The sequence below is a fragment of the Microbulbifer halophilus genome, from assembly GCF_026183675.1.
GTDB classification, from domain to species: domain Bacteria; phylum Pseudomonadota; class Gammaproteobacteria; order Pseudomonadales; family Cellvibrionaceae; genus Microbulbifer; species Microbulbifer halophilus.
On record NZ_JAPIVK010000003.1, the window covers coordinates 25,166 to 49,078 of the forward strand.

Annotated in this window: 23 protein-coding genes; 17 read left to right on the forward strand and 6 right to left on the reverse strand. The window is 63.0% G+C overall.

What is annotated here, in order from left to right; genetic code table 11:
• Positions 1–7: 7 nt before the first annotated feature.
• Complete coding sequence (locus OQE62_RS02185) at positions 8–385, reverse strand: BlaI/MecI/CopY family transcriptional regulator (protein WP_265720352.1); 378 nt, start codon at positions 383–385, stop codon at positions 8–10.
• 196 nt (positions 386–581) lie between these two features.
• The gene (locus tag OQE62_RS02190) at positions 582–1,172 is read right to left on the reverse strand and encodes a DUF2239 family protein (RefSeq protein ID WP_377558746.1); all 591 of its coding nucleotides are present in this window, start codon (positions 1,170–1,172) and stop codon (positions 582–584) included.
• 199 nt (positions 1,173–1,371) lie between these two features.
• Here OQE62_RS02190 and OQE62_RS02195 point away from each other — a divergent pair, with 199 nt between their 5' ends.
• On the forward strand, positions 1,372–1,824 hold the full coding sequence (locus tag OQE62_RS02195) for a GNAT family protein (protein WP_265720354.1): 453 nt from the start codon (positions 1,372–1,374) through the stop codon (positions 1,822–1,824).
• A gap of 112 nt (positions 1,825–1,936) precedes the next feature.
• Complete coding sequence (locus tag OQE62_RS02200) at positions 1,937–2,620, forward strand: phosphoadenosine phosphosulfate reductase domain-containing protein (protein WP_265720355.1); 684 nt, start codon at positions 1,937–1,939, stop codon at positions 2,618–2,620.
• Between the two features lie 163 nt (positions 2,621–2,783).
• Here OQE62_RS02200 and gyrB read toward each other — a convergent pair whose 3' ends face one another.
• From gyrB to dnaA, 4 genes are all read right to left on the reverse strand, one after another.
• Positions 2,784–5,204, reverse strand: coding sequence for a DNA topoisomerase (ATP-hydrolyzing) subunit B (gyrB, locus tag OQE62_RS02205; RefSeq protein WP_265720356.1), 2,421 nt, complete (start codon positions 5,202–5,204; stop codon positions 2,784–2,786).
• Between the two features lie 18 nt (positions 5,205–5,222).
• Positions 5,223–6,329: a DNA replication/repair protein RecF gene (recF, locus tag OQE62_RS02210; protein WP_265720357.1), complete on the reverse strand. Its 1,107-nt coding sequence runs from the start codon at positions 6,327–6,329 to the stop codon at positions 5,223–5,225.
• A gap of 127 nt (positions 6,330–6,456) precedes the next feature.
• Positions 6,457–7,563: a DNA polymerase III subunit beta gene (dnaN, locus tag OQE62_RS02215; RefSeq protein WP_265720358.1), complete on the reverse strand. Its 1,107-nt coding sequence runs from the start codon at positions 7,561–7,563 to the stop codon at positions 6,457–6,459.
• Positions 7,564–7,616: 53 nt separating this feature from the next.
• Positions 7,617–9,233, reverse strand: coding sequence for a chromosomal replication initiator protein DnaA (dnaA, locus tag OQE62_RS02220; protein ID WP_265720359.1), 1,617 nt, complete (start codon positions 9,231–9,233; stop codon positions 7,617–7,619).
• A 506-nt stretch (positions 9,234–9,739) separates the two neighbouring features.
• Between dnaA and rpmH the strand changes: the two genes are divergently transcribed.
• From rpmH to atpA, 15 genes are all read left to right on the forward strand, one after another.
• Entirely contained in the window at positions 9,740–9,874 is a 135-nt protein-coding gene (gene rpmH / locus OQE62_RS02225) for a 50S ribosomal protein L34 (RefSeq protein WP_067084833.1), read from the forward strand.
• 37 nt (positions 9,875–9,911) lie between these two features.
• The gene (gene rnpA / locus OQE62_RS02230; protein WP_265720360.1) at positions 9,912–10,331 is read left to right on the forward strand and encodes a ribonuclease P protein component; all 420 of its coding nucleotides are present in this window, start codon (positions 9,912–9,914) and stop codon (positions 10,329–10,331) included.
• The gene (gene yidD / locus OQE62_RS02235) at positions 10,328–10,579 is read left to right on the forward strand and encodes a membrane protein insertion efficiency factor YidD (RefSeq protein WP_265720361.1); all 252 of its coding nucleotides are present in this window, start codon (positions 10,328–10,330) and stop codon (positions 10,577–10,579) included. The genes rnpA and yidD overlap by 4 nt, the downstream gene beginning before the upstream one ends.
• A gap of 4 nt (positions 10,580–10,583) precedes the next feature.
• Positions 10,584–12,254, forward strand: coding sequence for a membrane protein insertase YidC (yidC, locus tag OQE62_RS02240; protein WP_265720362.1), 1,671 nt, complete (start codon positions 10,584–10,586; stop codon positions 12,252–12,254).
• Positions 12,255–12,486: 232 nt separating this feature from the next.
• On the forward strand, positions 12,487–13,863 hold the full coding sequence (gene mnmE, locus OQE62_RS02245) for a tRNA uridine-5-carboxymethylaminomethyl(34) synthesis GTPase MnmE (RefSeq protein WP_265720363.1): 1,377 nt from the start codon (positions 12,487–12,489) through the stop codon (positions 13,861–13,863).
• 716 nt (positions 13,864–14,579) lie between these two features.
• Positions 14,580–16,469 (forward strand): tRNA uridine-5-carboxymethylaminomethyl(34) synthesis enzyme MnmG, encoded by a 1,890-nt coding sequence (gene mnmG / locus OQE62_RS02250; RefSeq protein ID WP_265720364.1) that lies wholly within the window; start codon positions 14,580–14,582, stop codon positions 16,467–16,469.
• 76 nt (positions 16,470–16,545) lie between these two features.
• Complete coding sequence (gene rsmG / locus OQE62_RS02255) at positions 16,546–17,211, forward strand: 16S rRNA (guanine(527)-N(7))-methyltransferase RsmG (RefSeq protein WP_265720365.1); 666 nt, start codon at positions 16,546–16,548, stop codon at positions 17,209–17,211.
• Positions 17,212–17,464: 253 nt separating this feature from the next.
• On the forward strand, positions 17,465–18,286 hold the full coding sequence (locus OQE62_RS02260) for a ParA family protein (RefSeq protein ID WP_265720366.1): 822 nt from the start codon (positions 17,465–17,467) through the stop codon (positions 18,284–18,286).
• A gap of 13 nt (positions 18,287–18,299) precedes the next feature.
• On the forward strand, positions 18,300–19,199 hold the full coding sequence (locus tag OQE62_RS02265) for a ParB/RepB/Spo0J family partition protein (RefSeq protein WP_265720367.1): 900 nt from the start codon (positions 18,300–18,302) through the stop codon (positions 19,197–19,199).
• A gap of 280 nt (positions 19,200–19,479) precedes the next feature.
• Positions 19,480–19,842 (forward strand): ATP synthase subunit I, encoded by a 363-nt coding sequence (locus tag OQE62_RS02270; RefSeq protein ID WP_265720368.1) that lies wholly within the window; start codon positions 19,480–19,482, stop codon positions 19,840–19,842.
• Between the two features lie 61 nt (positions 19,843–19,903).
• Complete coding sequence (atpB, locus tag OQE62_RS02275) at positions 19,904–20,827, forward strand: F0F1 ATP synthase subunit A (RefSeq protein ID WP_265720369.1); 924 nt, start codon at positions 19,904–19,906, stop codon at positions 20,825–20,827.
• Positions 20,828–20,893: 66 nt separating this feature from the next.
• Positions 20,894–21,142, forward strand: coding sequence for a F0F1 ATP synthase subunit C (gene atpE / locus OQE62_RS02280; protein WP_265720370.1), 249 nt, complete (start codon positions 20,894–20,896; stop codon positions 21,140–21,142).
• A 72-nt stretch (positions 21,143–21,214) separates the two neighbouring features.
• On the forward strand, positions 21,215–21,685 hold the full coding sequence (locus OQE62_RS02285) for a F0F1 ATP synthase subunit B (RefSeq protein ID WP_265720371.1): 471 nt from the start codon (positions 21,215–21,217) through the stop codon (positions 21,683–21,685).
• Positions 21,686–21,697: 12 nt separating this feature from the next.
• Positions 21,698–22,234, forward strand: coding sequence for a F0F1 ATP synthase subunit delta (locus tag OQE62_RS02290; RefSeq protein ID WP_265720372.1), 537 nt, complete (start codon positions 21,698–21,700; stop codon positions 22,232–22,234).
• A 42-nt stretch (positions 22,235–22,276) separates the two neighbouring features.
• Positions 22,277–23,821 carry a F0F1 ATP synthase subunit alpha gene (gene atpA, locus OQE62_RS02295; RefSeq protein ID WP_265720373.1) on the forward strand — a complete coding sequence of 515 codons (1,545 nt, stop codon included), beginning with the start codon at positions 22,277–22,279 and terminating at the stop codon, positions 23,819–23,821.
• Positions 23,822–23,913: the final 92 nt, after the last annotated feature.

Consider the following 23,913-nt stretch of genomic DNA (forward strand, 5'->3'; position numbering starts at 1 on the left):
CCGCCGCTCAGTCCGTTTCGTCGATTTTCTTCTGCAGGGCCTCGAGGTCCTTCAGCTCGATATCCGTTTCCCGCATCAGGTGCTGCGCCAGCAGTTCCGGCGAACTGCCGAAGAAGCGATTCAACAGGTTCTTGAGCGCGCTCTGGCGGGCCTCGGTGCGGCTCATACGAGCGCGGTAGATAAATGCACGCCCCTCCTTGCGGAAGTCGGCATGGCCTTTCTCCGCGAGGATTTTGCACATGGTCTGCACGGTGGTGTAAGCGACGGGCTTTTCTGCCGCAAGGGCGCCGGCGATATCCTTCACCGAGGATTCGCCCCGCTCCCAGAGTATTTCCATGATGCCCTGCTCGCCGTCGGTGAGCTGTTCGGATCTTTTCCTGGCCATCGGTCAACCTACTAACTAATTAGTTTTATTGACTCTAGCCAGGCGAGTCTTGCCAGTCAACTAATTAATTAGTTTTAGTGGGCGATCAGAACGGTTCTCTTAAGAAGGGAAAGCCCGATGCCCGGCATGCCCTGGAAATGCTGTTTCACGACGTGATCCATATCCGGGGCACCAGCGGACATGGAAAACCCTCACCCTATTCCGGGCGGGAGCGACGGTCGCCGGCAAACCCCGCCTCCGCCAGCCGCAGGCAGTGGTCGCGGATATCGGCGGGCCAACCGGCGATCTCGTTCGCGTACAGATCCCGCTCGCCGGCGAACAGGGCGCGGCTGGCCTCCTCGAAACGGGGGCGATTGCCGGCCATGGCCACCATAAATCGGTAACAGGACTCCCGTGCCGCGCGGCGCCGGTCCCTGCCGGAATTGGCCCGCCGCGCCTCCTCCACCAGCCTGCGCAGTGCCACCGAGGCGCCGCCTGGCTGGCTGGCCAGCCACTCCCAGTGGCGCGGCAGCAAAGTCACTTCCCGCGCCACCACGCCGAGCTTCGGCCGCCCGCGACCGCGCTTCTTCGGCGGCCCGTCCGCGCCGGTATCCGCGGCTCCGGTTTCTCTGCGGGAGTCCAGGCGGCGCACCACATCCGCGGCGCTGCCGCGAAAGTCCACTTCCACGAGGCGGCTGTCCCGTTCATCGAATATCAGCACGGACGGCAGCTGGTCGTCGGTCAACTCAAGTTTGCAAGCACTCACTACAGATTTGATGGCGCCCCTGGCGACGAGCTTTTCGCCCATAAATGCGCTGCAGGATCGGCTCGATGGATTGTCATTCACGAATCTCTCTCCAGTATTTTACCCGGATAAAATTATAGCCCTATTTTTACCCGGATTAAATTCTTTTGGATCTGCTGAATCCTGAGCAAGGGATCCGTCGGTAGGAGATCAGTCGGCGTCTGATTAGCATTGTTTGCAAGTGTTCACTTACGGGGAGCCGATGATACGCAAGGCATCGAGCGCAGATCTGGAAAGGATGGAGCAGCTCTGGCTCTATTCGGTTGTCACCGCCCATCCGAGCCTGCCCAGAAGTTACTGGCAGGCCCGCTTGACCGCGTTTCGCCGCAACTGTCTGGGGGCCTCGAGCTGTCTCGTCTACTGTGAGGGCCGCCACCGGGCTGCGGACGGATTTGCGGTGGTGGGGCCGGACCGGGCACTGGTGTTCCTGTGCGTGACACCCGCGGTCAGCCGCCGCGGCGGCGGCGGGGAGCTGATGCGGGCGGCGAAAGTGGGGCGCACGGAAATGCACGCCACGGTGTTGCAGGAAAACCTGGCCGGACGCTACTTCCTGCAGCGGCACGGTTTTGTGGAAACGGAACGTCTTCCCTGCGCCGATGCGGGCCAGACGGAGATTGTCATGCGCTATAGCGCCCGGCGCGCGGACGCAGCCTGAGGCGCGCCCCTCCATATATAACCAAAACTTTAGTTATCACTCATTTTTATTGTTTCTCAATCCTTCCCGGCGCGAGTAGCATTTCCCCTGTCCATTTACCAACACAGCTTTGATGACCATGGGACTGAACGCCAGCACTCGCAATATCGTCGCACCGCAGCGCACCTTTCACCACGGCGCCGACCTGGATGCCTTCAATCAGCGCTTCCGGGATGCAAAGCCGAGCGAGATCATGCGCTTTACCATCGAGGAGGCGGAGAATCCGGTGGTGTTCACCAACTTCCGGCCGCTGGCGGTGGCCTTCCTGCACCTGGTGACCCGCGCCAAACCGGATGTTCCGGTGATCTGGGTGGATCACGGCTATAACACACCGGAGACCTACCGGCATATCGAGCGGCTGATCAAGCAGCTGGACCTGAACCTGTACACCTATTCGCCGAAAATGTCGGCGGCGCACTACAACGCTGTCTACGGCGGTATTCCCAAGCTGGATACGCCGGAGCACGACTTCTTCTCGCGCACCGTCAAGCTGGAACCGTTCAACCGCGCCATGCAGGAGCTCCAGCCGGACGTATGGCTGAACGGTATCCGCCACGACCAGAACGCCCACCGCAAGAACCTGGATGTGTTCACCAGGGGCAACCACGGCACCGTGCGCGTGGCGCCGATGTTCCACCTGAAGGAGATCGACGTCGAGGAGTATGTGTACGAGAACGACCTGCCGGACAACGACGTCTACTTCGATCCGACCAAGGGGGAGGAGCATCGGGAGTGTGGGTTGTTGCTGCAGAAGTGACTTTTCCTTCCCCCCAACAAAAACGGCCGCTAGAAAGCGGCCGTTTTTGTTGGGGGATGGCTGTCTGTTTGGGGCCTCTTTAGGCTGCCCTCTCTCCCGGCCCCTCTCCCGGGGGGAGAGGGGAGCTTGCTGTTAGTGCCGAGCTGGGGCTCGGCGCTCCCGGCTACACGTCCAGATTCTCCACCGCCAGCGCATTGCTCTCGATAAAGTCGCGGCGGGGCTCCACATGGTCGCCCATCAGGGTAGTGAAGATCTGGTCGGCGGCGATGGCGTCCTCGACGGTCACCTGCAGCATGCGGCGGGTGTCCGGGTTCATGGTGGTTTCCCACAACTGGTCCGGGTTCATCTCGCCCAGCCCCTTGTAGCGCTGGATGGCGTAGCCGCGGCGGCTCTCGTTCATGAGCCATTCCAGGGCCTCCGGGAAGCTGCCGACCGGCTGCTTCTTTTCACCGCGCTGGATATAGGCGCCCTCTTCCAGTAGATCCACCATCTTCTCGCCCAGATCCTCGATAGCGCGGTACTCGGCGGACTCGAAGAACTCGTGGCCGATGTCGTAGTCGCTGCCGACACCGTGGGCGACGATATGGATATGCGGCAGGAACAGGCCGCGCTCGGTGTTCTCCCGCACTGTGACCGTATGGCGGCGGCCGCCGCCATTGCCCTCGGCAGCCAGTTCCTGCTGCAGCTTTTCACACCAGGCCCGCATTGTTTCCTGCGACTGCAGATCCTCCGGCTTCAGGCCGGGCAGGTAGATCATGCTGCGCAGCACTTCCTCCGGGTAAACCCTCGAGAGGCGATCGATGGTCGAGAGTACGGCGCGGTACTCGGCCACCAGCGCCTCCAGGGATTCTCCGGACAGGCCCGGCGCGTCCGGGTTGACGAACAGGGTGGCGCTGTCGAGGGCGGCGCTGGTCAGGAACTGGGTCAGCGCGCCCTCGTCTTTGAGGTACATTTCCTGCTTGCCCTTGGAGATCTTGTACAGCGGCGGCTGGGCGATGAACACATGGCCGCGCTCGATCAGCTCCGGCATCTGCCGGAAGAAGAAGGTCAGCAGTAGGGTGCGGATATGCGCGCCGTCCACGTCGGCGTCGGTCATGATGATGATGCTGTGGTAGCGCAGCTTGTCCGGGTCGAATTCGCTCTTGCCGATACCGCAGCCCAGGGCCGTGATCATGGTCCCCACCTCGGCGCTGGACAGCATCTTGTCAAAGCGCGCCTTTTCCACGTTCAGGATCTTGCCCTTCAGCGGCAGGATCGCTTGGGTGCGGCGATCCCGACCCTGCTTGGCGGAGCCACCGGCGGAGTCGCCCTCCACCAGGTAGATTTCGGACAGGGCCGGATTCTTCTGCTGGCAGTCCGCCAGCTTGCCGGGCAGGCCGGCGACATCCAGCGCGCCCTTGCGTCGGGTCATCTCCCGCGCCTTGCGCGCGGCCTCGCGGGCCTTGGCGGCGTCGATCATCTTGGTCACCACCGCCTTGGCCTCCTGCGGGTGTTCCAGCAGGTAGTCGTTGAAGTGATGCGCCAGCTCCTGCTCTACCGCCGGCTTGACCTCGGAGGAGACCAGCTTGTCCTTGGTCTGGGAGGAGAATTTCGGGTCCGGCACCTTCACGGAAATGATCGCGGTCAGGCCCTCGCGGGCATCGTCGCCGGTGGTGCTGACCTTGTCCTTCCTGCCCAGACCCTCGCGCTCGATGTAGTTGTTCAGGCCGCGGGTCAGCGCCGCGCGGAAGCCGGCCAGGTGGGTGCCGCCGTCGCGCTGGGGGATGTTGTTGGTGTAGCTGTAGATATTTTCCTGGAAACTGTCGTTCCACTGCAGGGCCACTTCTACTGCAATACCGTCCTCGCGCTGGCTCTGGAAGTGCAGCAGCTTGTTGATGGGGGTCTTGTTCTGGTTCAGGAACTCGACGAAGGCACTCAGGCCGCCCTCGTACTCGTAGACCTCTTCCTTGCCACTGCGCTCGTCCTTCAGCACGATACGCACGCCGGAGTTCAGGAACGACAGCTCGCGCAGCCGCTTGGCCAGTACGTCGAAGTGGAACTCGATATTGGTGAAGGTCTCCGCGGACGGCTTGAAATGGATGGCGGTTCCACTGGTATCGGAGTCACCGACGATCTCCAGCGGCGCCCTGGGCACGCCGTGCTGGAAGATCTGCTCGTGAATCTTGCCGGCGCGGCGGATGGTCAGTTTCAGCTCCTCGGACAGGGCATTCACCACCGAGACCCCCACACCGTGCAGGCCACCGGAGACCTTGTAGGTGTTGTCATCGAACTTACCGCCGGCGTGTAACACCGTCATGATCACTTCCGCCGCGGAAACCCCCTCCTCTTCGTGCATTTCCGTGGGAATGCCGCGGCCGTTATCGGTAACGGAAATGGACTCGTCCGGGTGGATGACCACGCGGATCTCGTCACAGTGCCCCGCCAGCGCCTCGTCGATGGAGTTGTCTACCACCTCGAACACCATATGGTGCAGGCCGGTGCCGTCGTCGGTATCGCCGATATACATGCCGGGGCGCTTGCGCACCGCATCCAGGCCTTTCAATACCTTGATACTGCTGGAGTCATAGCTGTTCTGCTCTGACATTGATTCACTCCATCATCATTACGGGGCCGACTCGGGTTCGGCACAGATACGCCCATGTTCCACGTGGAACACTGTCGGGCAATTCCAGGGTGAAGGCAGGGTCAGCCAAGGCCGACTGGTGGCTTCACGGTCAATTCCGGTTACCAGCACCTGGCTGGCGCAACGGCTCACCCATTGGGCGAACCGGGTCTGGTTATCCTTGTCCAGTTCCGCCGGCAGGTCGTCTACCAGGAACACCGGCTTCTGGTTGTGTTGGCGCACCAGTTCCGCCATGGCGGTGCGCAGGGCGCAGACCAGCATCTTCTGCTGGCCGCGGGAGAGGATATGTTGTGCTGCCTCTCCGGCGACGGTAAAGCGCAGGTCGGCCCTGTGCGGGCCGCTGCGGGTGTGCCCCTGGGCCAGGTCGCCCTCGCGGGATTCCGCCAATGCCCGATGCAGATCCAATTCCCGGCGCCAACCGCGCCGATAGGACAGCTCCACACGGGTCAGCGGAGAGTCCGGCAGCTCGCGGATAAAGGCACTGGTAATTGCCTGCAGCTCGCCGAACACAGCGCGGCGCAGCTCGTCCATACGATTGCCACTCTGAGCCAGTCGCTGCTCCCAGATATCCATTTGCTCGGCGCTGATTTTACCACGTCGGAGCAGCGCATTTCGCTGGCGCAGCGCTATCTGGTAGTTTTTCCACTCCTGCGCGTAACCATGTTCCACGTGGAACACTGTCCAGTCCAGCAGGCGCCGGCGCACGCCGGGACCACCATCCAGTGCCGAGAAGCTGTCGCTGTTGATCACCTGAAGCGGCAGGCAGCTGGCAAGCCGGGAGCTGGATTCCGCCGGCGCCCGGTTGATACGGATACGGCCGCCGCCGCTGCGCAGGCGCTCCACGCCGAGACTATCGCCCCCGTCCAGTCGGCCGAAAACGGTCAGCGCCTCGGCGCCCTCCTGAATCACCGCCCGGTGCTGGCGGGAGCGGAAGGAGCGGCCGGTGGCGAGCATGTGCACCGCTTCCAGCAGTGATGTCTTGCCGCTGCCGTTGGCGCCGTAGAAGAGGTTGATGCCCTCCCCCAGGGAGAGATCGGCGTTGTCGATATTGCGCAAGTGGGTCAGTGACAGTCTGCTCAACGCCACTCGAACACCTCCGGCGCGCACACGGTCACAGCGGGGAACAGTGCAGTGTGCCCCCCATATAAAAAGACCGCCATCCCCGGAGAGATGGCGGTTTCTTCAATCGAAAACCGGGTGCGTTCGACTGCCATCAGAGCCGCATCGGCATGATCACGTAGACCGCATCGCCCTCTTCCGGCTGCTGCAAGAGCGCACTGCTGTTGGCATCGGCAAGGCCGATACGGATCTGGTCGCTGTGGATGGCACCGGTCACGTCCAGGAGGTAGCCCACGTTGAAGCCGATCTCCAGCGGTTCGCCCACGTAGTCCACCACCAGCTGCTCTTCAGCCTCTTCCTGCTCCGGGTTGTTGGCAACGATCTGCAGCAGGCCCTCGGAAACCTGCAGGCGCACGCCGCGGTACTTCTCGTTGGACAGGATGGCCGCGCGGGAGAACGCCTGGCGCAGCGTCTGGCGGTCGGCAAAAATCTCGTTGCCGGTAGCGCGGGGCAACACCCGCTCGTAGTCCGGGAACTTGCCGTCCACCAACTTGGAGGTGAAGGTGAACTGGCCGCTGTTGACGCGGATATGGTTGTTGCCCAGCACCACGTCCGCCTGGGCATCGGTGTCCTCCAGCAGGCGGCCGAGCTCCAGTACCCCTTTGCGCGGCACGATCGCCTGGATCGGCGATTCCACATTCAGGCCCGGCGCATCGCGATCGCACAGCGCCAGGCGGTGGCCGTCGGTGGCCACGGCACGCAACTGTTGCGGGCGGCACTCCATCAGCAGGCCGTTCAGGTAGTAGCGCACATCCTGCTGCGCCATGGCGAAGCCGGTGGCCTCGATCAGGCGGCGAATCTCGCGCTGGGAGATTTCGAAGCGGGTCTGGGCCGTGGTCTCTTCCTGGTTGGGGAAGTCCTCCGCCGGCAGGGTCGAAAGCTGGAAGCGGCTGCGGCCGCTGCGCAGAATCAGGCGCTCGCCGTCGCGCTCGAACTTGAGTTCGGCACCCTCCGGCAGGGAGCGGCAAATATCCAGCAGCTTGCGCGCCGGAACCGTCACCTCGCCTTCCATCTCCACGCCGTCCACTGGCAGGCGGCCGACGATTTCCACCTCCAGGTCGGTACCGGTCAGGGACAGCTCCTGTCCCTGCAGTTGCACCAGTACATTGGCCAGCACCGGCAGTGTCTGCCGCTTTTCCACCACACCGGCGACCAGCTGTAGGGGCTTGAGAAGGGCGTCCCGGCTCACATTGAATTTCATCGGTAGTTTCGCCTTGCTTGTTTGTCGGTTTATTCGTTTCCCGATCGCTCGGATCAGGTCGTCAGCGAGCGCGTCAGGAGTTTTACATCCTCGCTGATATCCGCATCGGACTCCTGCAGTTCGCGGATTTTACGGCAGGCGTGCAGCACCGTGGTGTGATCTCGCCCGCCAAAGGCGTCGCCGATTTCCGGCAGACTGTGATTGGTCAACTCCTTGGCCAGCGACATGGCCACCTGGCGCGGCCGCGCCACCGAGCGGCTGCGACGCTTGGAGAGCAGATCCGCCACTTTGATCTTGTAGTACTCGGCCACCACGCGCTGGATATTGTCCACGCTCACCAGGCGATCCTGCAGCGCCAGCAGATCCTTGAGCGCCTCGCGCACCAGAATATCGTCGATCGGGCGGCCGGTGAACTGGGCATTGGCGATCACCCGCCGCAGCGCCCCCTCGAGTTCGCGCACATTGGAACGAATGCGCTGCGCGATAAAGAAAGCGGAATCGTGGGGCAGGTCCACGCCCACCTGCTCCGCCTTCTTCATCAATATGGCCACCCGCGTCTCCAGCTCCGGCGGCTCCACCGCCACCGTTAGGCCCCAGCCGAACCGGGACTTGAGGCGCTCCTCGAGACCGTCGATCTCCTTCGGATAACGGTCGCAGGTGAGGATGATCTGCTGTCCACCCTCGAGCAGCGCATTGAAGGTGTGGAAGAACTCCTCCTGGGAGCGCTCCTTGCCGGCGAAAAACTGGATATCGTCGATCAGCAGTGCGTCCACGGAACGGTAGTAGCGCTTGAAGTCGCTGATCGCGTTCAACTGCAGTGCCTTGACCATATCGGCGACAAAGCGCTCCGAGTGCAGATAGACCACTTTCGCATTGGGGTTGCGCTCCAGCAGCGCATTGCCCACCGCGTGCATCAGGTGGGTCTTGCCCAGGCCCACGCCACCGTAGATGAAGAGGGGATTGTAGGAGCCGCCGGGGTTATCGGAAATCTGCTGCGCCGCCGCCAGGCCCAACTGGTTGGACTTGCCCTCGACGAAAGAGGTGAAGGTGAAGTTCCGGTTCAGGGAGCTGCCGTGCTTGATGGCGCCCTCCACCTCCACATTGCGCACCGGCTCCGCGGCCGGGCGCTGGGTCGGAGGGCTGGGCGGCGCGCGCAGATCGGTCAGCGCCAGCTCGCCGCTGGTAACCTGGTCCGCGGTGGCCTCTTCCGCGGCGGCGCGGGAGGCCGCGGTGGTGTCGTAGCCACCGAAGCGGGTCTGGGAACTGCCGTTGAACGGGGAGGAGAATGCGCCCTGCGATACCGGCGAACCGGCCACACCCGGCTGCGGGGTGCCGCCGCCGAAGGCGGAATTGCCGCCGTCGGCCCGCCCGCGATCCGCGGCCGGGCGGTTGCGCTGGAAACGCGTGGGGCGGCGATCCGCCGGGCGGCGCTCGATGATACCCAGCACCACCCGGGGCGGCTGCTCGCCACCGAAATGCTGCACCAGCTCGAGGATGCGGTTCAGGAACTTGTCTCCCACCCAGTCGCGCACGAAGCGGTTGGGCGCCAGCAGGCGCATTTCCCCCGCCGCCGGACTCACCCGCAGCGGTCTGATCCAGGTGTTGAACTGCTGTGATGGCAGCTCATCCTGCAAACAGCTGGCGCACTGCTTCCATACGGATTCAGACAAGAAACCCCCCAAAAACCCCAAGAAAAAAGACCCGGAGAACAGGAACGTCCGGGGCCATCGACAAGACGGAGGAGTATACCTTCAGAGCTCAGGGTTATCCACAGAAAGGCGTCAAATTGTTGAAAAAAAGTACGTGAAAAGTGCCTTACAATCAACAACTTGCCCATTATTTAGGCAGCCACTTGCGGACACCACTGAAATCAATCCACAGGCAATCTGTGGATATCTTGGGGTCAATCGGTGGGCTCTCGGGAATACCTGCGCCAACTCAATCACTTGCCATCGGCGCCGAAAACACCACACTTAGAGCGGCACGCACCTTTCCCCGGGGCGGCCGTATTTGTCCCGCCGCGCGTTGATTTAGCTGGTTCCTTTCTATACAATCCGCCGCCTTCGCAGCGCAATGCTCCGCCTGCGCCGGTGGATACCGGAACCGGAGCTCGGGCGGCGGCCGGGGTCTGCCCCACCACGAAATTCCGAATACAAAAGTCTCAGGTAGCAAGACAATGAAACGTACATTTCAACCCAGCAACTTGAAGCGCAAGCGCAACCACGGTTTCCGCGCCCGTATGGCCACCAAGAACGGCCGCAAGATCCTGGCCCGTCGCCGCGCCAAGGGTCGCAAGGTCCTGTCTGCATAAACGTATGCTTCCCGCCACAGCGGGAGCTCTTCCTTTTATGCAACAGACGCGCAGCGACTTCGGATTCCCCAAGCCGCTGCGTCTGCTAAACGCGGCCCAGTATCGCTCGGTCTTCTCCGGCACACAGATACGCGCCGCGCACCCCAATCTCCTGCTCCTCGCCAGCCGCAATGATCTCGGGCACCCGCGCTTGGGCCTTGTCATGGCGAAAAAACACGTTCGCAACGCCACCGATCGCAATCGCATCAAGCGCATCGCCCGCGAGACCTTCCGCCTTCGCCAGCACCAACTGCCCGCAGTGGACACCGTGGTCCTGGCGCGCCCCGGCGCCGGGAAACTGGACAACGCCGCGCTGACAAAACTGTTCGACAAGCTGTGGCGCAAACTGGCCAGACGCGCCCAGGAACCGCCCTCCGACAGGCCGAAGCACCCCGGTAACAGGCGCAGGCCGTCGTGACCCGCCTGCTCATCAAGCTGATCCACGTCTACCGCTACCTGGCCAGTCCCTGGATCGGCAACCAGTGCCGCTTCTACCCGACCTGCTCGCATTATGCGGAAGAGGCATTAAAAACCCACGGATTCCTAAAAGGGGGTTATTTAAGCGTCCGGCGCCTTATAAAATGCCACCCTTGGCATCCCGGCGGACTGGACCCGGTTCCCCCCGCCCGACAGGAAACCGACCCGAAACCTCGCTCAACTAGGTAACAAGATGGATTGGCAACGCTATACACTGCTGGGCGGAATCGCCGCAGTCGTCCTGGCACTGATATTCCAGTGGAACGAATTCAAAGAGGAGCGCGCGCCCGCGGTCGACCGGGAAACCGTCGTGCGCGGGGATGCCCCCACCCTGCCCCAGGGACAGGAAAAAGACGCACAGGCCGAGACCAACAGCGATGTCCCCCAGCTGCAGAGCGAAGCCGAGCAGCCGCAGGTCGACAATGGCGAGCAGCGCCAGCTGATCAGTGTCACCACCGACGTGTTCGAGCTGCTGATCGATCCCCGCGGCGGCGATATCGTCAAGGTCGCCCTGCGCGACTTCGACCAGGAGTTGAACACGCCGGATCGCCCGATGATCCTGCTGAATCGCACCCGGGGCCACACCTATATCGCCCAGAGCGGCCTGATCGGCCCCAACGGCACCGACAGCAGCGCCGGGCGCCCGCTGTTCGAGAGCGAGGCCACCGAGTACGCGCTGAGCGAGGGCAAGGACACCCTGACCGTCGACCTGACGCTGCGGCAGGAAGACGCCAATATCACCAAGCGCTACACCTTCAATCGCGGCGATTATCTGGTCGACATTTCCTACCTGGTGGACAACACCAGTGGCGAAGAGTGGTCCGCCGCCATGTTCGGCCAGATCAAGCGCGACAGCCAGGAACCGCCGGTAGATACCGGCATCGGCATGTCGCCCTTTCTGGGTGCGGCCATCCGTACCGCGGACGAAAACTACTTCAAGCAGGATTTCGAGGAAATCGCCGAAGAGCCCACCCGCGAGACTATCGAGGGCGGCTGGGTCGCAATGGTGCAGCACTATTTCCTGAGCGCCTGGGTACCGCCCCAGGACGAGCAGAACACCTTCGAGTTGCGCGAACTCTCCGGCGATCTATTCCGCATGGGCTTCACCGCCACCCCGGTGACCGTGGCCGCCGGCACCCAGGGTGAGCTGAGCGCCTCCTTCTACGCCGGCCCCAAAGACGTGATCCGCCTGGAACAGATCTCCCCCTACCTGGACCTGACCGTCGACTACGGCTGGCTCTGGTGGATCGCCAAGCCACTGTTCCGCGTGCTGAATTTCATCCAGGAGCATATCGTCAGCAACTGGGGCTGGGCCATCGTGCTGCTGACGCTGTTCATCAAGGCGCTGCTCTATCCCCTGTCCTCCGCCGGCCTCAAATCCATGGCCCGCATGCGCAAGTTCGCGCCGCAGATGAAAAAGCTGCAGGAACAGAATAAGGGCAACCGCCAGAAGCTGGCGGAAGAGACGATGAAGCTCTACCGGCGCGAGAAAATCAACCCGATGGGCGGCTGCTTCCCGATCCTGCTGCAGATGCCCGTATTCATCGCCCTCTACTGGATGCTCAACGAGACGGTGGAACTGCGCCACGCGCCCTGGATCCTGTGGATCCACGACCTGTCGACAAAGGACCCCTTCTTCATCCTGCCGGTACTGATGGGCGCCACCATGTGGTTCATGCAGAGACTGAACCCGCAGCCCACGGACCCGACCCAGGCCCGTATCATGCAACTGATGCCGGTGATGATGACCTTCTTCTTCCTGTGGTTCCCGGCCGGGCTGGTGCTCTACTGGCTGGCGAACAACGTCATCTCCATCGCACAGACCTGGTTTATCAACAAGCAGGTGGAGGCCGGGAAGGTCTGAATAAGACTAGGTGGCGGCCTCGGTACCGGGAGTGTCTTGCGGGACACGGACTAGGCGTCCCCCCGGTGAATACATCCCTGTAGGCTTGTCTGCGAGGTCCCTCTCGCAGACAGTCCCGCAAGACACTCCCGGTACCGAGGCCTTCGCATCTGACCGCGGAGCGCCCCCACCCAATACCAAACCATAAAGGGGCCGCACCAGCGGCCCCTTTGCGTTGGAGTAAACTGCTTCCATGTCTGAACAGAATCTCAACCGCGATACCATCGCCGCCCTCGCCACCGCCCCCGGTCGCGGCGGTATCGGCGTGATCCGATTGTCCGGCTCCGCGGCACTGGAGATCGCCCGCGGTATCTGCGGCGAGGCGGAACTGGAACCGCGCCGGGCCCACTACCGCAGTTTCCGCCGCGGCGGGCAACTGGTGGATCGGGGCATCGCCCTCTTCTTCCCCGGGCCCAACTCCTTTACCGGCGAAGACGTGGTGGAACTGCAGGGCCACGGCGGCCCGGTGATTCTCGACCAGTTGCTGCAGTCCGCCATCGAGCTGGGCGCCCGACAGGCCCGGCCCGGCGAGTTTTCCGAGCGCGCCTTCCTCAACGACAAGATCGATCTGGCCCAGGCAGAGGCGATTGCGGACCTGATCGAGGCCGGCAGCGAGCAGGCCGCGCGCAATGCGATGCGCTCACTGCAGGGGGTATTCTCCGAAAAAATCGAAAACCTGGTGGAAGATCTCACGCATTTGCGTATCTACGTCGAAGCATCAATCGATTTTCCCGAGGAAGAAATCGATTTTCTCGCCGACGGCAAGGTGGCGGCGGATCTCGACGCCCTGTTGGAGCAACTGGCGTCCGTAGAGGCCGAGGCGCGCCAGGGCAGCCTGATGCGCGAGGGTATGCAGGTGGCCATTGCCGGCCGCCCCAACGCTGGCAAGTCCAGCCTGCTCAATGCACTGGCCGGTCACGACGCCGCCATTGTCACCGATGTCGCCGGCACCACCCGGGATATCCTGCGCGAGCACATCCACATCGACGGCATGCCACTGCAGTTCGCCGATACCGCCGGCCTGCGCGACTCGCCGGACCGGGTGGAACAGATCGGCATCCAGCGCGCCTGGGACGAGATCCGCAGCGCCGATCGTGTGTTGCTGCTGGTGGACGCGGAACAGGCCCACTCCCTGGACCCGGAAACCGTCTGGCCCGAATTCACCGCGCAACTGCCGGACGCGGAAAAGCTGACGCTGGTACTCAACAAGATCGACCTGACCGATTACAGCGCCGGCCTGCAGGCGCACACCGACGGCGTGCCGGTCATCGCCATCAGCGCCAAGACCGGCGCCGGGCTGGAGGCGCTGAAGGAGCACCTGAAACAGTGCATGGGCTACAGCGGTGGCGGCGAGGGCAACTTCAGCGCCCGCCGCCGCCACCTGGACGCCCTGGCCCGGGCACGCGCCTTTATCGAACAGGGCGCCGGCCAGCTGCACGAGAGCGGCGCCGGCGAACTGCTGGCGGACGATCTGCGTCGGGCGCAGCAGGCCCTGGGTGAAATCACCGGCGAAATGACCGCCGACGAACTGCTGGGCAAGATCTTCGGCAGCTTCTGCATCGGCAAATAGACACTTTTTCCCTCCCTCTTACTCCACTTTTCCGGGGCGTCGCCGGGCGCCCCGAATGACTCTCCCGCCCGACGCCAAAGGAAATCCATCCGCCCCGCCGGCGGGAAATCCGTCCACAGCGGCACACTTTTCCACAGCGACTACCCGCTACCCCACCAGAAGGTCACAAAAGTTGCGCACATCAACCCACAGAGTTATCCCAAACTGGGTAGTTATGCACAGCTCCCCCTCACCCTGTTGGCGCAGACATGCACAGTGGGTGGGCCGGCGCGTCGGCCTGTGGGTAGAACCGGGGGTAAGCGGGCGCACAGCGAGCGAGTGAATTGGGTATAACCCGGAGCCTAAGCGAAAGTCGCCAAAGTTATCCCGTCCCTCCACAGCGGCATACCGCGTTTACCCCGCGCTGAATGCAGAGGTTTGTGCCCCGCTTATAAACCGGGTAACTCTTTGATTTAAAAGGAAATTTTTTATTTATACAGGAAATCGCCGCCCCCAATAATTACAACAACAACAAAACACTACTCTCTACATACATGTATAACTTCTCTATTGATTAATCCGTTTCCCGACCCGTTCGCCAGATCGGTAGAACCCCGTCCGATCCTATGCTTCCCCGAGGCGGCTTCTGCCCCCGGACAGACGCAATCAGTGTTTGCTGTCGAGCGCCGGCTGGCTATAAAATATGCGCCCTTTTTCGACCCCCTGCGGCGACAGCTATGGATTACCCCAAAACCTACGACGTCATCGTCATCGGCGGCGGCCACGCTGGCACCGAGGCCGCGCTCGCCGCTGCGCGTATGGGATCCACCACGCTGCTGCTGACCCACAACATCGAGACTCTGGGGCAGATGTCCTGCAATCCCGCCATCGGCGGTATCGGCAAGAGCCACCTGGTCAAGGAAGTCGACGCCCTCGGCGGCGCCATGGCCGAGGCCACGGACCTGGGCGGTATCCAGTTCCGCGTGCTGAACGCCCGCAAGGGCCCGGCGGTGCGCGCCACCCGCGCCCAGGCCGACCGCGCGCTCTACCGCAGCGCCATCCGCGCGACACTCGAACACCAGCAAAACCTGGAGATTTTCCAGCAGGCCGCCGACGACCTGATCGTCGAGGGGGAGCGGGTCACCGGCGTGGTGACCAACGCCGGCGTGCGCTTTCGCGGCAAGACCGTAGTGATCACCGCCGGCACCTTCCTCGGCGGCAGGATCCATATCGGCCTCGATAGCCATTCCGGCGGCCGCGCCGGGGATGCCCCGGCCATCGCCCTGGCCGAGCGGCTGCGGGAGCTCCCGTTTCGCGTCGAGCGCCTGAAAACCGGCACGCCGCCCCGTATCGATGCGCGCTCCGTGGATTTTTCCGCCCTCGAGGAGCAGTGGGGCGATACCCCCACCCCGGTGATGTCCTACCTCGGCGCGCGCTCTCAGCACCCGCGCCAGGCCTGCTGCTGGATTACCCACACCAACAGCGCCACCCACGAGGTGATCCGCGAAGGCCTGGACCGCTCGCCGATGTTCTCCGGCGATATCGAGGGCGTCGGCCCGCGCTACTGCCCGTCCATCGAGGACAAGGTGCACCGCTTCGCCGACAAGAGCAGCCACCAGATTTTCGTCGAGCCGGAGGGGCTGACCACCAACGAGCTCTACCCCAACGGCATCTCCACCAGCCTGCCGTTCGACGTGCAGATCCAACTGGTGCAGTCGATCCGGGGCTTTGAGAACGCCCATATCACGCGGCCCGGCTACGCGATCGAGTACGATTTCTTCGACCCCCGCGACCTGCTGCCGTCGCTGGAGACCAAATTCATTCAGGGGCTCTATTTCGCCGGCCAGATCAACGGCACCACCGGCTACGAGGAGGCCGCCGCCCAGGGCCTGCTGGCCGGTGCCAACGCCGCACTGCGCGCGCAGGAGCGCGAGGCCTGGTGCCCGCGCCGCGACCAGGCCTACTTGGGCGTGCTGGTGGACGACCTGATCACCAGCGGTACCAGGGAGCCCTACCGCATGTTCACCAGCCGCGCCGAGTACCGGCTGCTGCTGCGCGAGGACAACGCCGACCTGCGCCTGACCGAGGTGGGCCGCGAGCTGGGGCTGGTATCCGACGAACGCTGGGCCGCCTTCAGCGAAAAGCGCGAGGCCATCGCCCGCGAGGAGCGGCGCCTGCGGGAAACCTGGGTTCACCCGAAGACGACCCAGGCCGCCGCCGTGGAGACAAAACTGCCCAAGCCGCTGGCGCGCGAATACAGCGCCATGGACCTGCTGCGCCGCCCGGAACTGAAATATGCCGATGTGGCGTCGCTGAAGGGCGAGGCCGTCGTCGACGAGCGCGTCGCCGAGCAGGTGGAAATCGCGGCCAAGTACGCCGGCTATATCGACCGCCAGCGGGACGAGATAGAGCGACTGCAGGCCTACGAGGACACGCCGATTCCGGCGGACTTCGACTACAGCAATGTGTCCGGGCTCTCCAGCGAAGTGAAACAGAAGCTCGGCGACACCCGCCCGGATACCCTGGCGCGGGCCTCGCGGGTTCCCGGGGTCACGCCCGCCGCGGTGTCGCTGCTGCTGATCCAGTTGAAAAAGCGCGGCCTGCTGACGCGTAAGAAGGCCGTTTAAGCGGTGCGCACGGGTCGTGTGATGTAGGGTGCGCCGTGCGCACCGATAACCGGGGGATCCCGCAATTTCTCTGCAGATGGAACCATTCCGCCCACGCCTGCTCGAGGCCGCGGCACAGTTATCAGTTGAATTGAACGCCGAACAGCAGGACCTGCTGCTGGAATATCTGGCGATGTTTGCGCGCTGGAATGCCGCCTACAACCTGTCTGCGGTGCGCGATCCGGCGCAGATGCTGGAGCGCCATATCGTCGACAGCCTCAGCGTGGTAAATCTCTGCGGCGGGAACGCGGACCCGCTGGTGGATGTGGGCAGCGGCGGCGGCCTGCCGGGTATTCCACTGGCGATCGTTCACCCGCAGCGGCCCGTAACCTTGCTCGACAGCAACGGCAAGAAAACGCGCTTCCTGTTCCAGGTGGCCACCACCCTGCCGCTGCCCAATGTCACCGTGGTCAACGAGCGGGTCGAGGCCTTCCGGCCCCGCTCGGGGTTCGCGGCGGTGGTCTCCCGGGCCTTCGCATCCATCGCCGACATGGTGTCCGGAAGTGAGCACTTGCTAGCGCCCGGTGGCAACTTCTATGCGATGAAGGGTAAACTACCGCGAGATGAGTTGAGCGCACTCCCAAAAGGGATTAAGGTCGAGCGGGTGCACCCCCTGTCGGTACCGGGTTGCGACGCGGATCGCCACCTTGTCGTTCTCGGTCGCGGTGAAGACAGCGACAATCTGGCGACAGTCCCGCTATAACTTGGCACTCAGGTTTCGGGGTTCGAAATGCCTTTCGATGCCACAAGCCGAAACTGAACCTCGAAACTTGGGTTAGAATCATTTTCGCGCCTGCGCGCCCGTCGATGCAGGCGACAATCTTTCCGAGACCTGCGCACTCCTGAACAGGAAGCCCGATTCGGGGGGAGGAGTGCCCGTTGATGCCGGCGTTTTTGCGGCGAGACCCGAAGAGCTTCCGGGAGAGCGCTGTTCGGGAAAACAAAGGACAATAACCTTGAGCAATATATTCGCTGTGGCCAACCAGAAAGGCGGGGTGGGCAAGACCACCACCTGCGTCAACCTGGCCGCGTCCCTGGTCGCCAGCAAGCGCCGGGTACTGCTGATCGATCTCGATCCCCAGGGCAACGCCACCATGGGCAGCGGCATCGACAAGAGCGAGCTGCAACTGTCCAGCTACGATGTGCTCGCCAGCGAGCTGCCGCCCAACAAGGCGATCGTCCCCACCTCCAGCGGCTACGACCTGATGCCCGCCAACGGAGACCTGTCCGCGGCGGAAGTGGAGCTGCTGGAGATGGACGGCCGCGAGGCGCGCTTGCGCCGCGCCCTGCGCTACCTGGACGGCGGCCACGACTATATCGTCGTCGACTGCCCGCCGTCTCTGAACATGCTGACCGTCAACGCCCTCTGCGCGGCCCACGGCGTGCTGATTCCGATGCAGTGCGAGTACTACGCCCTCGAGGGGCTGTCGGCACTGGTCGACACCATCACCCAGATCCAGCGCGCCGCCAACCCGGAGCTCAGGATCGAGGGCATATTGCGCACCATGTACGACCCGCGCAACAGCCTTACCAACGATGTGTCCGAGCAGCTGTCCGAGTACTTCGGCGAACGCCTCTACCGCACCTGCATTCCGCGCAATGTGCGCCTGGCCGAAGCGCCCAGCTTCGGTGTGCCGGCGCTGGAGTACGACCGACACTCCAAGGGCGCCATTGCCTACCTGGCGCTGGCCGGCGAAATGACCCGCCGCCACGCCGCCAATCCCAGCACTACCAACAGCGGTCCCGGCCAGGGCCGCCCGGTGGCGGAAGCGGTTTAAGAGGTAACGAGTTATGGCCGCAAAACGCAAGGCCCTGGGTAAAAACCTGTCCCACCTGATCGGCGACAACGCCAGCGAAGCCATCGCCGTGGCCTCCGGCGACGGCGGCGGCGAATCTGTCGACGGCGAGCTGCGCGAGCTGCCGATCGAGTTCCTGCAGCGCGGCCGCTACCAGCCGCGCCGCGATTTCCCGCAGGAATCCCTGCAGGAACTGGCCGACTCCATCCGCGCCCAGGGCATCATGCAGCCGATCGTGGTGCGCCCCGTCGGCGAACACAGGTACGAGATCGTCGCCGGCGAGCGTCGCTGGCGCGCCGCGCAACTGGCCGAACTGGACCGGGTGCCGTCGCTGGTGCGCGAGGTCTCGGACGAAGCTGCCATCGCCATGGCGCTGATCGAGAATATCCAGCGCGAGGACCTGAACCCGGTGGAGGAGGCCTCGGCGTTGAAGCGGCTGCAGGACGAATTCGAGCTGACCCAGGCGGAAGTGGCCGAGGCGGTGGGCAAATCCCGCACCGCGGTGACCAACCTGTTGCGCCTGCTCAGCCTCACGGGCGAGGTTCGCACCCTCCTCGAGCGCGGCGACCTGGAAACCGGCCACGCCAAGGCCCTGTTGGGCCTCGCCGGCGACACCCAGCGTGCCGCCGCCCGCCAGGTGGTGGAGCGCGGCCTGACTGTACGCCAGACCGAGACGCTGGTGCGCCGCCTGCACCAGCAGGCGGAAAACCCGGCCCCGGCCAGGCCCAAAGAGGATCCGAATATCCGTCGCCTGAGCGAGCGCCTGTCGGAGAAAGTCGGTGTGCCGGTGGCCATCGATCACAACGACAAGGGCGTGGGGAGGCTGGTACTGCGCTACAGCAGTCTCGATGAGCTGGACGGGATTCTCGCCCACCTGGGTTACAGCGAGGACTGATAGGGCCCTGCGTTGCCGCGGGGTCGATCCGGCGCGTTTCCGCTGCCCGCCCCATCGCTGCCGCACCATTGTGGCGCGCAACCTCTCGGTTAGTGAATACTTACAATGTGGTCAAACCACCGGGAAAAAACCTCGAAAATTAGATAACTTGGCGATATTTGCCGGTTGAACCGGCGATGCCCTTGCTCCTATAATTCGCTCGCCCAAAATTTGGGCGGACAGCGCGCTGCGGGCCCGAATAAATCGGACCCGAGCAACCAGGGTCGGCTTAATCCCGCCTATGCGAAAACCCCCGGTATTAGTCATTGCCGCGGTACAGCTGTTGCTGGTATCGCTCGCCGGTGCGGGTCTGCACTTTGCCGGCGAGCCGGTGACGGCGCTGTCCGTTGCGATGGGCGGCGCCCTGTGCGCGCTGCCCAATGCGTATTTCGGCCTGCGTGCCTTTCGCCACAGTGGTGCGCGCGCGGCCAACCGGGTGGTGGAGAATTTCTACCGTGGGGAAACGGGCAAGTTTGTGCTCACCCTGGCGGGCTTCGCGGCGGTATTCGCCCTGGTCCGACCGCTGAACCCGGCGGCACTGTTTATCAGCTACGGCCTCTGCGCAATGCTGCAGTGGAGCCTGGTGGCGCGCTCGGTGCGTTGAGCCTGGAGCTCCGCAGAGCGGCGCGGAAAAGAATTCATACTTTTACGATTGCTGAGGAACTATGGCAGGCGAAGCTCAAACCGCTACGGATTATATCCAACACCACCTGCAGAACATGGCATACGGCAAGCTGCCGGCCGGCTATACCCGCGCCGATGGCACCGTGCTGTCCGAGTCCACCTGGACTATGGCCCACTCGTATCAGGAAGCTGCGGATATGGGCTTCTGGGCCGTGCATGTGGATACCCTCGGCTGGTCCATCGCCCTGGGCCTGCTGTTCTGCTTTGTATTCCGGATCGCCTCCAGCCGGGCCACCAGTGGGGTCCCCCGCGGCCTGCAGAGCTTTGTGGAGATGGTGGTGAGCTTTATCGACAAGCTCGTGAAAGAGGTCTTCCCCTATCGCAACAGTATGGTTGCGCCTATGGCGCTGACCATCTTCGTGTGGGTTTTCCTGATGAATCTCATGGACCTGGTGCCGGTGGACTGGCTGCCGATGGCAGCGGCCGGAATTTCCGGCAACGACCACCTGTTCTTCAAGGTCGTTCCCACCACCGACCCCAACGGCACCATGGGGATCGCCATAGCGGTTTTCGCCATGCTGATCTTTTTCAGTATTCGCGAAAAAGGCCTGCTGGGCTATATCAAGGAATTGACCCTGCACCCCTTCCACACCGGTAGGTGGTACTTCGACATGCTGTTGGTGCCCTTCAACTTCACGCTGGAGGTGATTTCGCTGTTGGCCAAACCCGTGTCCCTCGGCCTGCGTCTGTTTGGCAACCTCTACGCCGGTGAGATGATCTTCATCCTGATTGCAATCGTGTTCGGCGTGGGTGCGCTCGGCTTTATCGGTGCCGGTGTAATGCAGTTTGGCTGGGCCGTTTTCCACGTGCTGGTCATCACCCTGCAAGCGTTCGTATTCATGGTTCTTACAACTGTCTATATGGGAATGGCGCACGAGCGCGAAGATGAAACAGCGCACGATTAACAGAATTTCCGACTAACCCTTTACTCAACTTTTACAACAACTCTCAACCTTTAAATGGAGAACACAATGGAAGCACTTGGTCTGGTTTACATCTCTGCAGCAATCATGATCGGTCTGGCTGCTCTGGGTACTGCCCTTGGCTTTGGCGCCCTCGGCGGCAAGCTGCTGGAAGGTTCTGCGCGCCAGCCGGAACAGGCTCCTGCGCTGCAGGGCAAAATGTTCCTGATGGCCGGCCTGCTGGACGCCGTGCCGATGATCGGTGTCGGTATCGCCATGTACCTGATCTTCGCTGTCGCTCCCGGTCTGGCAGGTTGATCGCATCGCCTAATTGCCCTTAACCCCCCCAACGTTCTTTTTATAAAGAGCTAAAGAGCAAGAGGTGTCGGTGTGAATATCAACCTGACTCTAATCGGCCAGTCGATTACGTTTCTGGTCTTCGTATGGTTCTGCTGGAAGTATGTCTGGCCGCCGCTGCTGGGCATCATGCAGGAACGTGAACAGAAGATCGCTACCGGCCTCGAAGAGGCCGATCGCGCGGGCAAGGACCTGGAGCTGGCGCAGCGCAAAGCCGCCGACCAGCTGAAGGAAGCCAAAGAACAGGCCGCGGAAATCATCGATGGCGCCAACAGGCGCGCCAACCAGATCGTCGAGGAGGCCAAGCAGGCCGCGCACGCCGAGGGCGACCGCCTGAAGGCGGCGGCCCAGGCGGAGATCGAACAGGAAGTGAACCGCGCCCGGGAGCAGTTGCGCTCGCGCGTGGCGGAGCTGTCTGTGGCCGGCGCGGAGAAGATCCTGTCGGTCAATATCGATGCCAAGGCCCACGACGACCTGATCGAACAACTGGCAGCCGAGCTGTAAGCGAGGAACCCCATGGCGGAACTCAGCACCCTGGCCCGGCCCTACGCCAAAGCGGCATTCAGCTATGCGCAGCAGGCCTCCGACCTCAAGGGTTGGGGGGCGCTGCTCGCCACGGCGGCGGCGGTCAGCCAGAGCGAAAAAGTGCGTGAGCTGCTGGATGATCCACAGCTCACCAGTGACCAGCGCACAGATAAATTCCTGTCGATCTGTGCAGACGACCTCAGCGATTCCGGTGCGAATTTCATCCGGCTGCTGGCGGAAAATCACCGCCTGGCCCTGCTGCCGGAGATTTCCGAACTGTTCGATGCGCTGAAAGCCCAGGCGGAAGCCACCCTGGAAGTGGAAGTCGTATCCGCGCGCGCCCTTAGCGACGCCCAGTCGCAGAAACTGACAGAGGCGCTGGCGAAAAAGTTCGAGCGCGAAGTACACCTGCACAACTCGGTGGACGAGAGTCTGCTGGGCGGTGCCGTAATCCGTGCAGGAGATACGGTCATCGATGGCACGGTGCGCGGCCGGCTGGCCAAACTCGCCGAGGCAACAAACTCCTAATTTAATTTTCCGGCCGTTGCCGGAAAATGCGAGGAACTGAGCATGCAGCAACTGAATCCCTCTGAGATCAGTGAAATCATCAAGAGCCGCATCGACAATCTCGATGTGAGCACTGAAGCCCGGAACGAGGGCACCATCGTTTCCGTATCGGACGGCATCATCCGCATCCACGGCCTGGCCGATGTGATGTTCGGCGAGATGATCGAGTTCGATGACGGCATCTACGGCATGGCCCTGAACCTGGAGCGCGACTCCGTCGGCGCCGTGGTACTGGGCGATTACAAGACCCTGGCGGAAGGCCAGAAGTGCCGCTGCACCGGCCGCATTCTGGAGACCCCGGTGGGGCCGGAACTGCTGGGCCGCGTGGTGGACGCCCTGGGCAACCCCATCGACGGCAAGGGTCCGCTGAACACCGAGAAGACCGACGCGGTGGAAAAAGTCGCCCCCGGCGTCATCGCCCGCGAAGGTGTGGACCAGCCGGTGCAGACCGGCCTGAAGGCGATCGACACCATGATCCCCATCGGTCGCGGCCAGCGCGAGCTGATCATCGGCGACCGCCAGATCGGCAAGACCGCGGTGGCCATCGACACCATCATCAACCAGAAAGACTCCGGCATTAAGTGTGTCTACGTCGCGATTGGCCAGAAGCAGTCGTCCATCGCCAACGTGGTGCGCAAGCTGGAAGAGCACGGCGCCATGGACCACACCATCGTGGTCGCCGCCGGCGCCGCCGACCCGGCCGCCATGCAGTACCTGTCGGCCTACGTGGGCTGCACCATGGGCGAGTACTTCCGCGACCGCGGCGAAGATGCCCTGATCATCTACGACGATCTCACCAAGCAGGCCTGGGCCTACCGCCAGATCTCCCTGCTGCTCAAGCGCCCGCCGGGCCGCGAAGCCTACCCGGGTGACGTCTTCTACCTGCACTCCCGCCTGCTGGAGCGCGCCGCGCGCGTCAACGCCGACTACGTGGAGAAGTTCACCGACGGCGAAGTGAAAGGCAAGACCGGTTCCCTGACTGCACTGCCGATCATCGAGACCCAGGCCGGCGACGTTTCCGCGTTCGTGCCGACCAACGTGATCTCCATTACCGACGGCCAGATCTTCCTGGAGAGCGACCTGTTCAACGCCGGTGTGCGCCCCGCCATCAACCCGGGTATCTCCGTATCCCGCGTGGGCGGCTCCGCGCAGACCAAGGTGGTCAAGAAGCTGTCCGGCGGCATCCGTACCGCGCTGGCCCAGTACCGCGAACTGGCGGCCTTCTCCCAGTTCGCCTCCGACCTGGATGAAGCCACCAAGGCCCAGCTGGACCACGGCGAGCGCGTCACCGAGCTGATGAAACAGAAGCAGTACTCGCCGATGTCCATCGCCGAGATGTCTGTTGCCGTCTACGCCGCCGACAAGGGGTACCTGAACGACGTGCCCGTCGACAAGGTGCTGGACTTCGAATCCGCCCTGCTCGCCTACATGAACAGCGAGCACGCAGAGCTGATGGAGAAAGTGAATAGCACCGGCAAATACGACGAGGAAATCGACGGCGCTTTCAAGGCCGCGATCGAGAAGTTCGTCGCCACCGGTAGCTGGTAATCACTCTCCCTGCCCCTCCGCATGTGAAGGGGCACTCTTCCTCCCCTCTTCCGCAAGCGGGAGCGGGGCCGGGCGAGAGGGCAAGAAAAGGT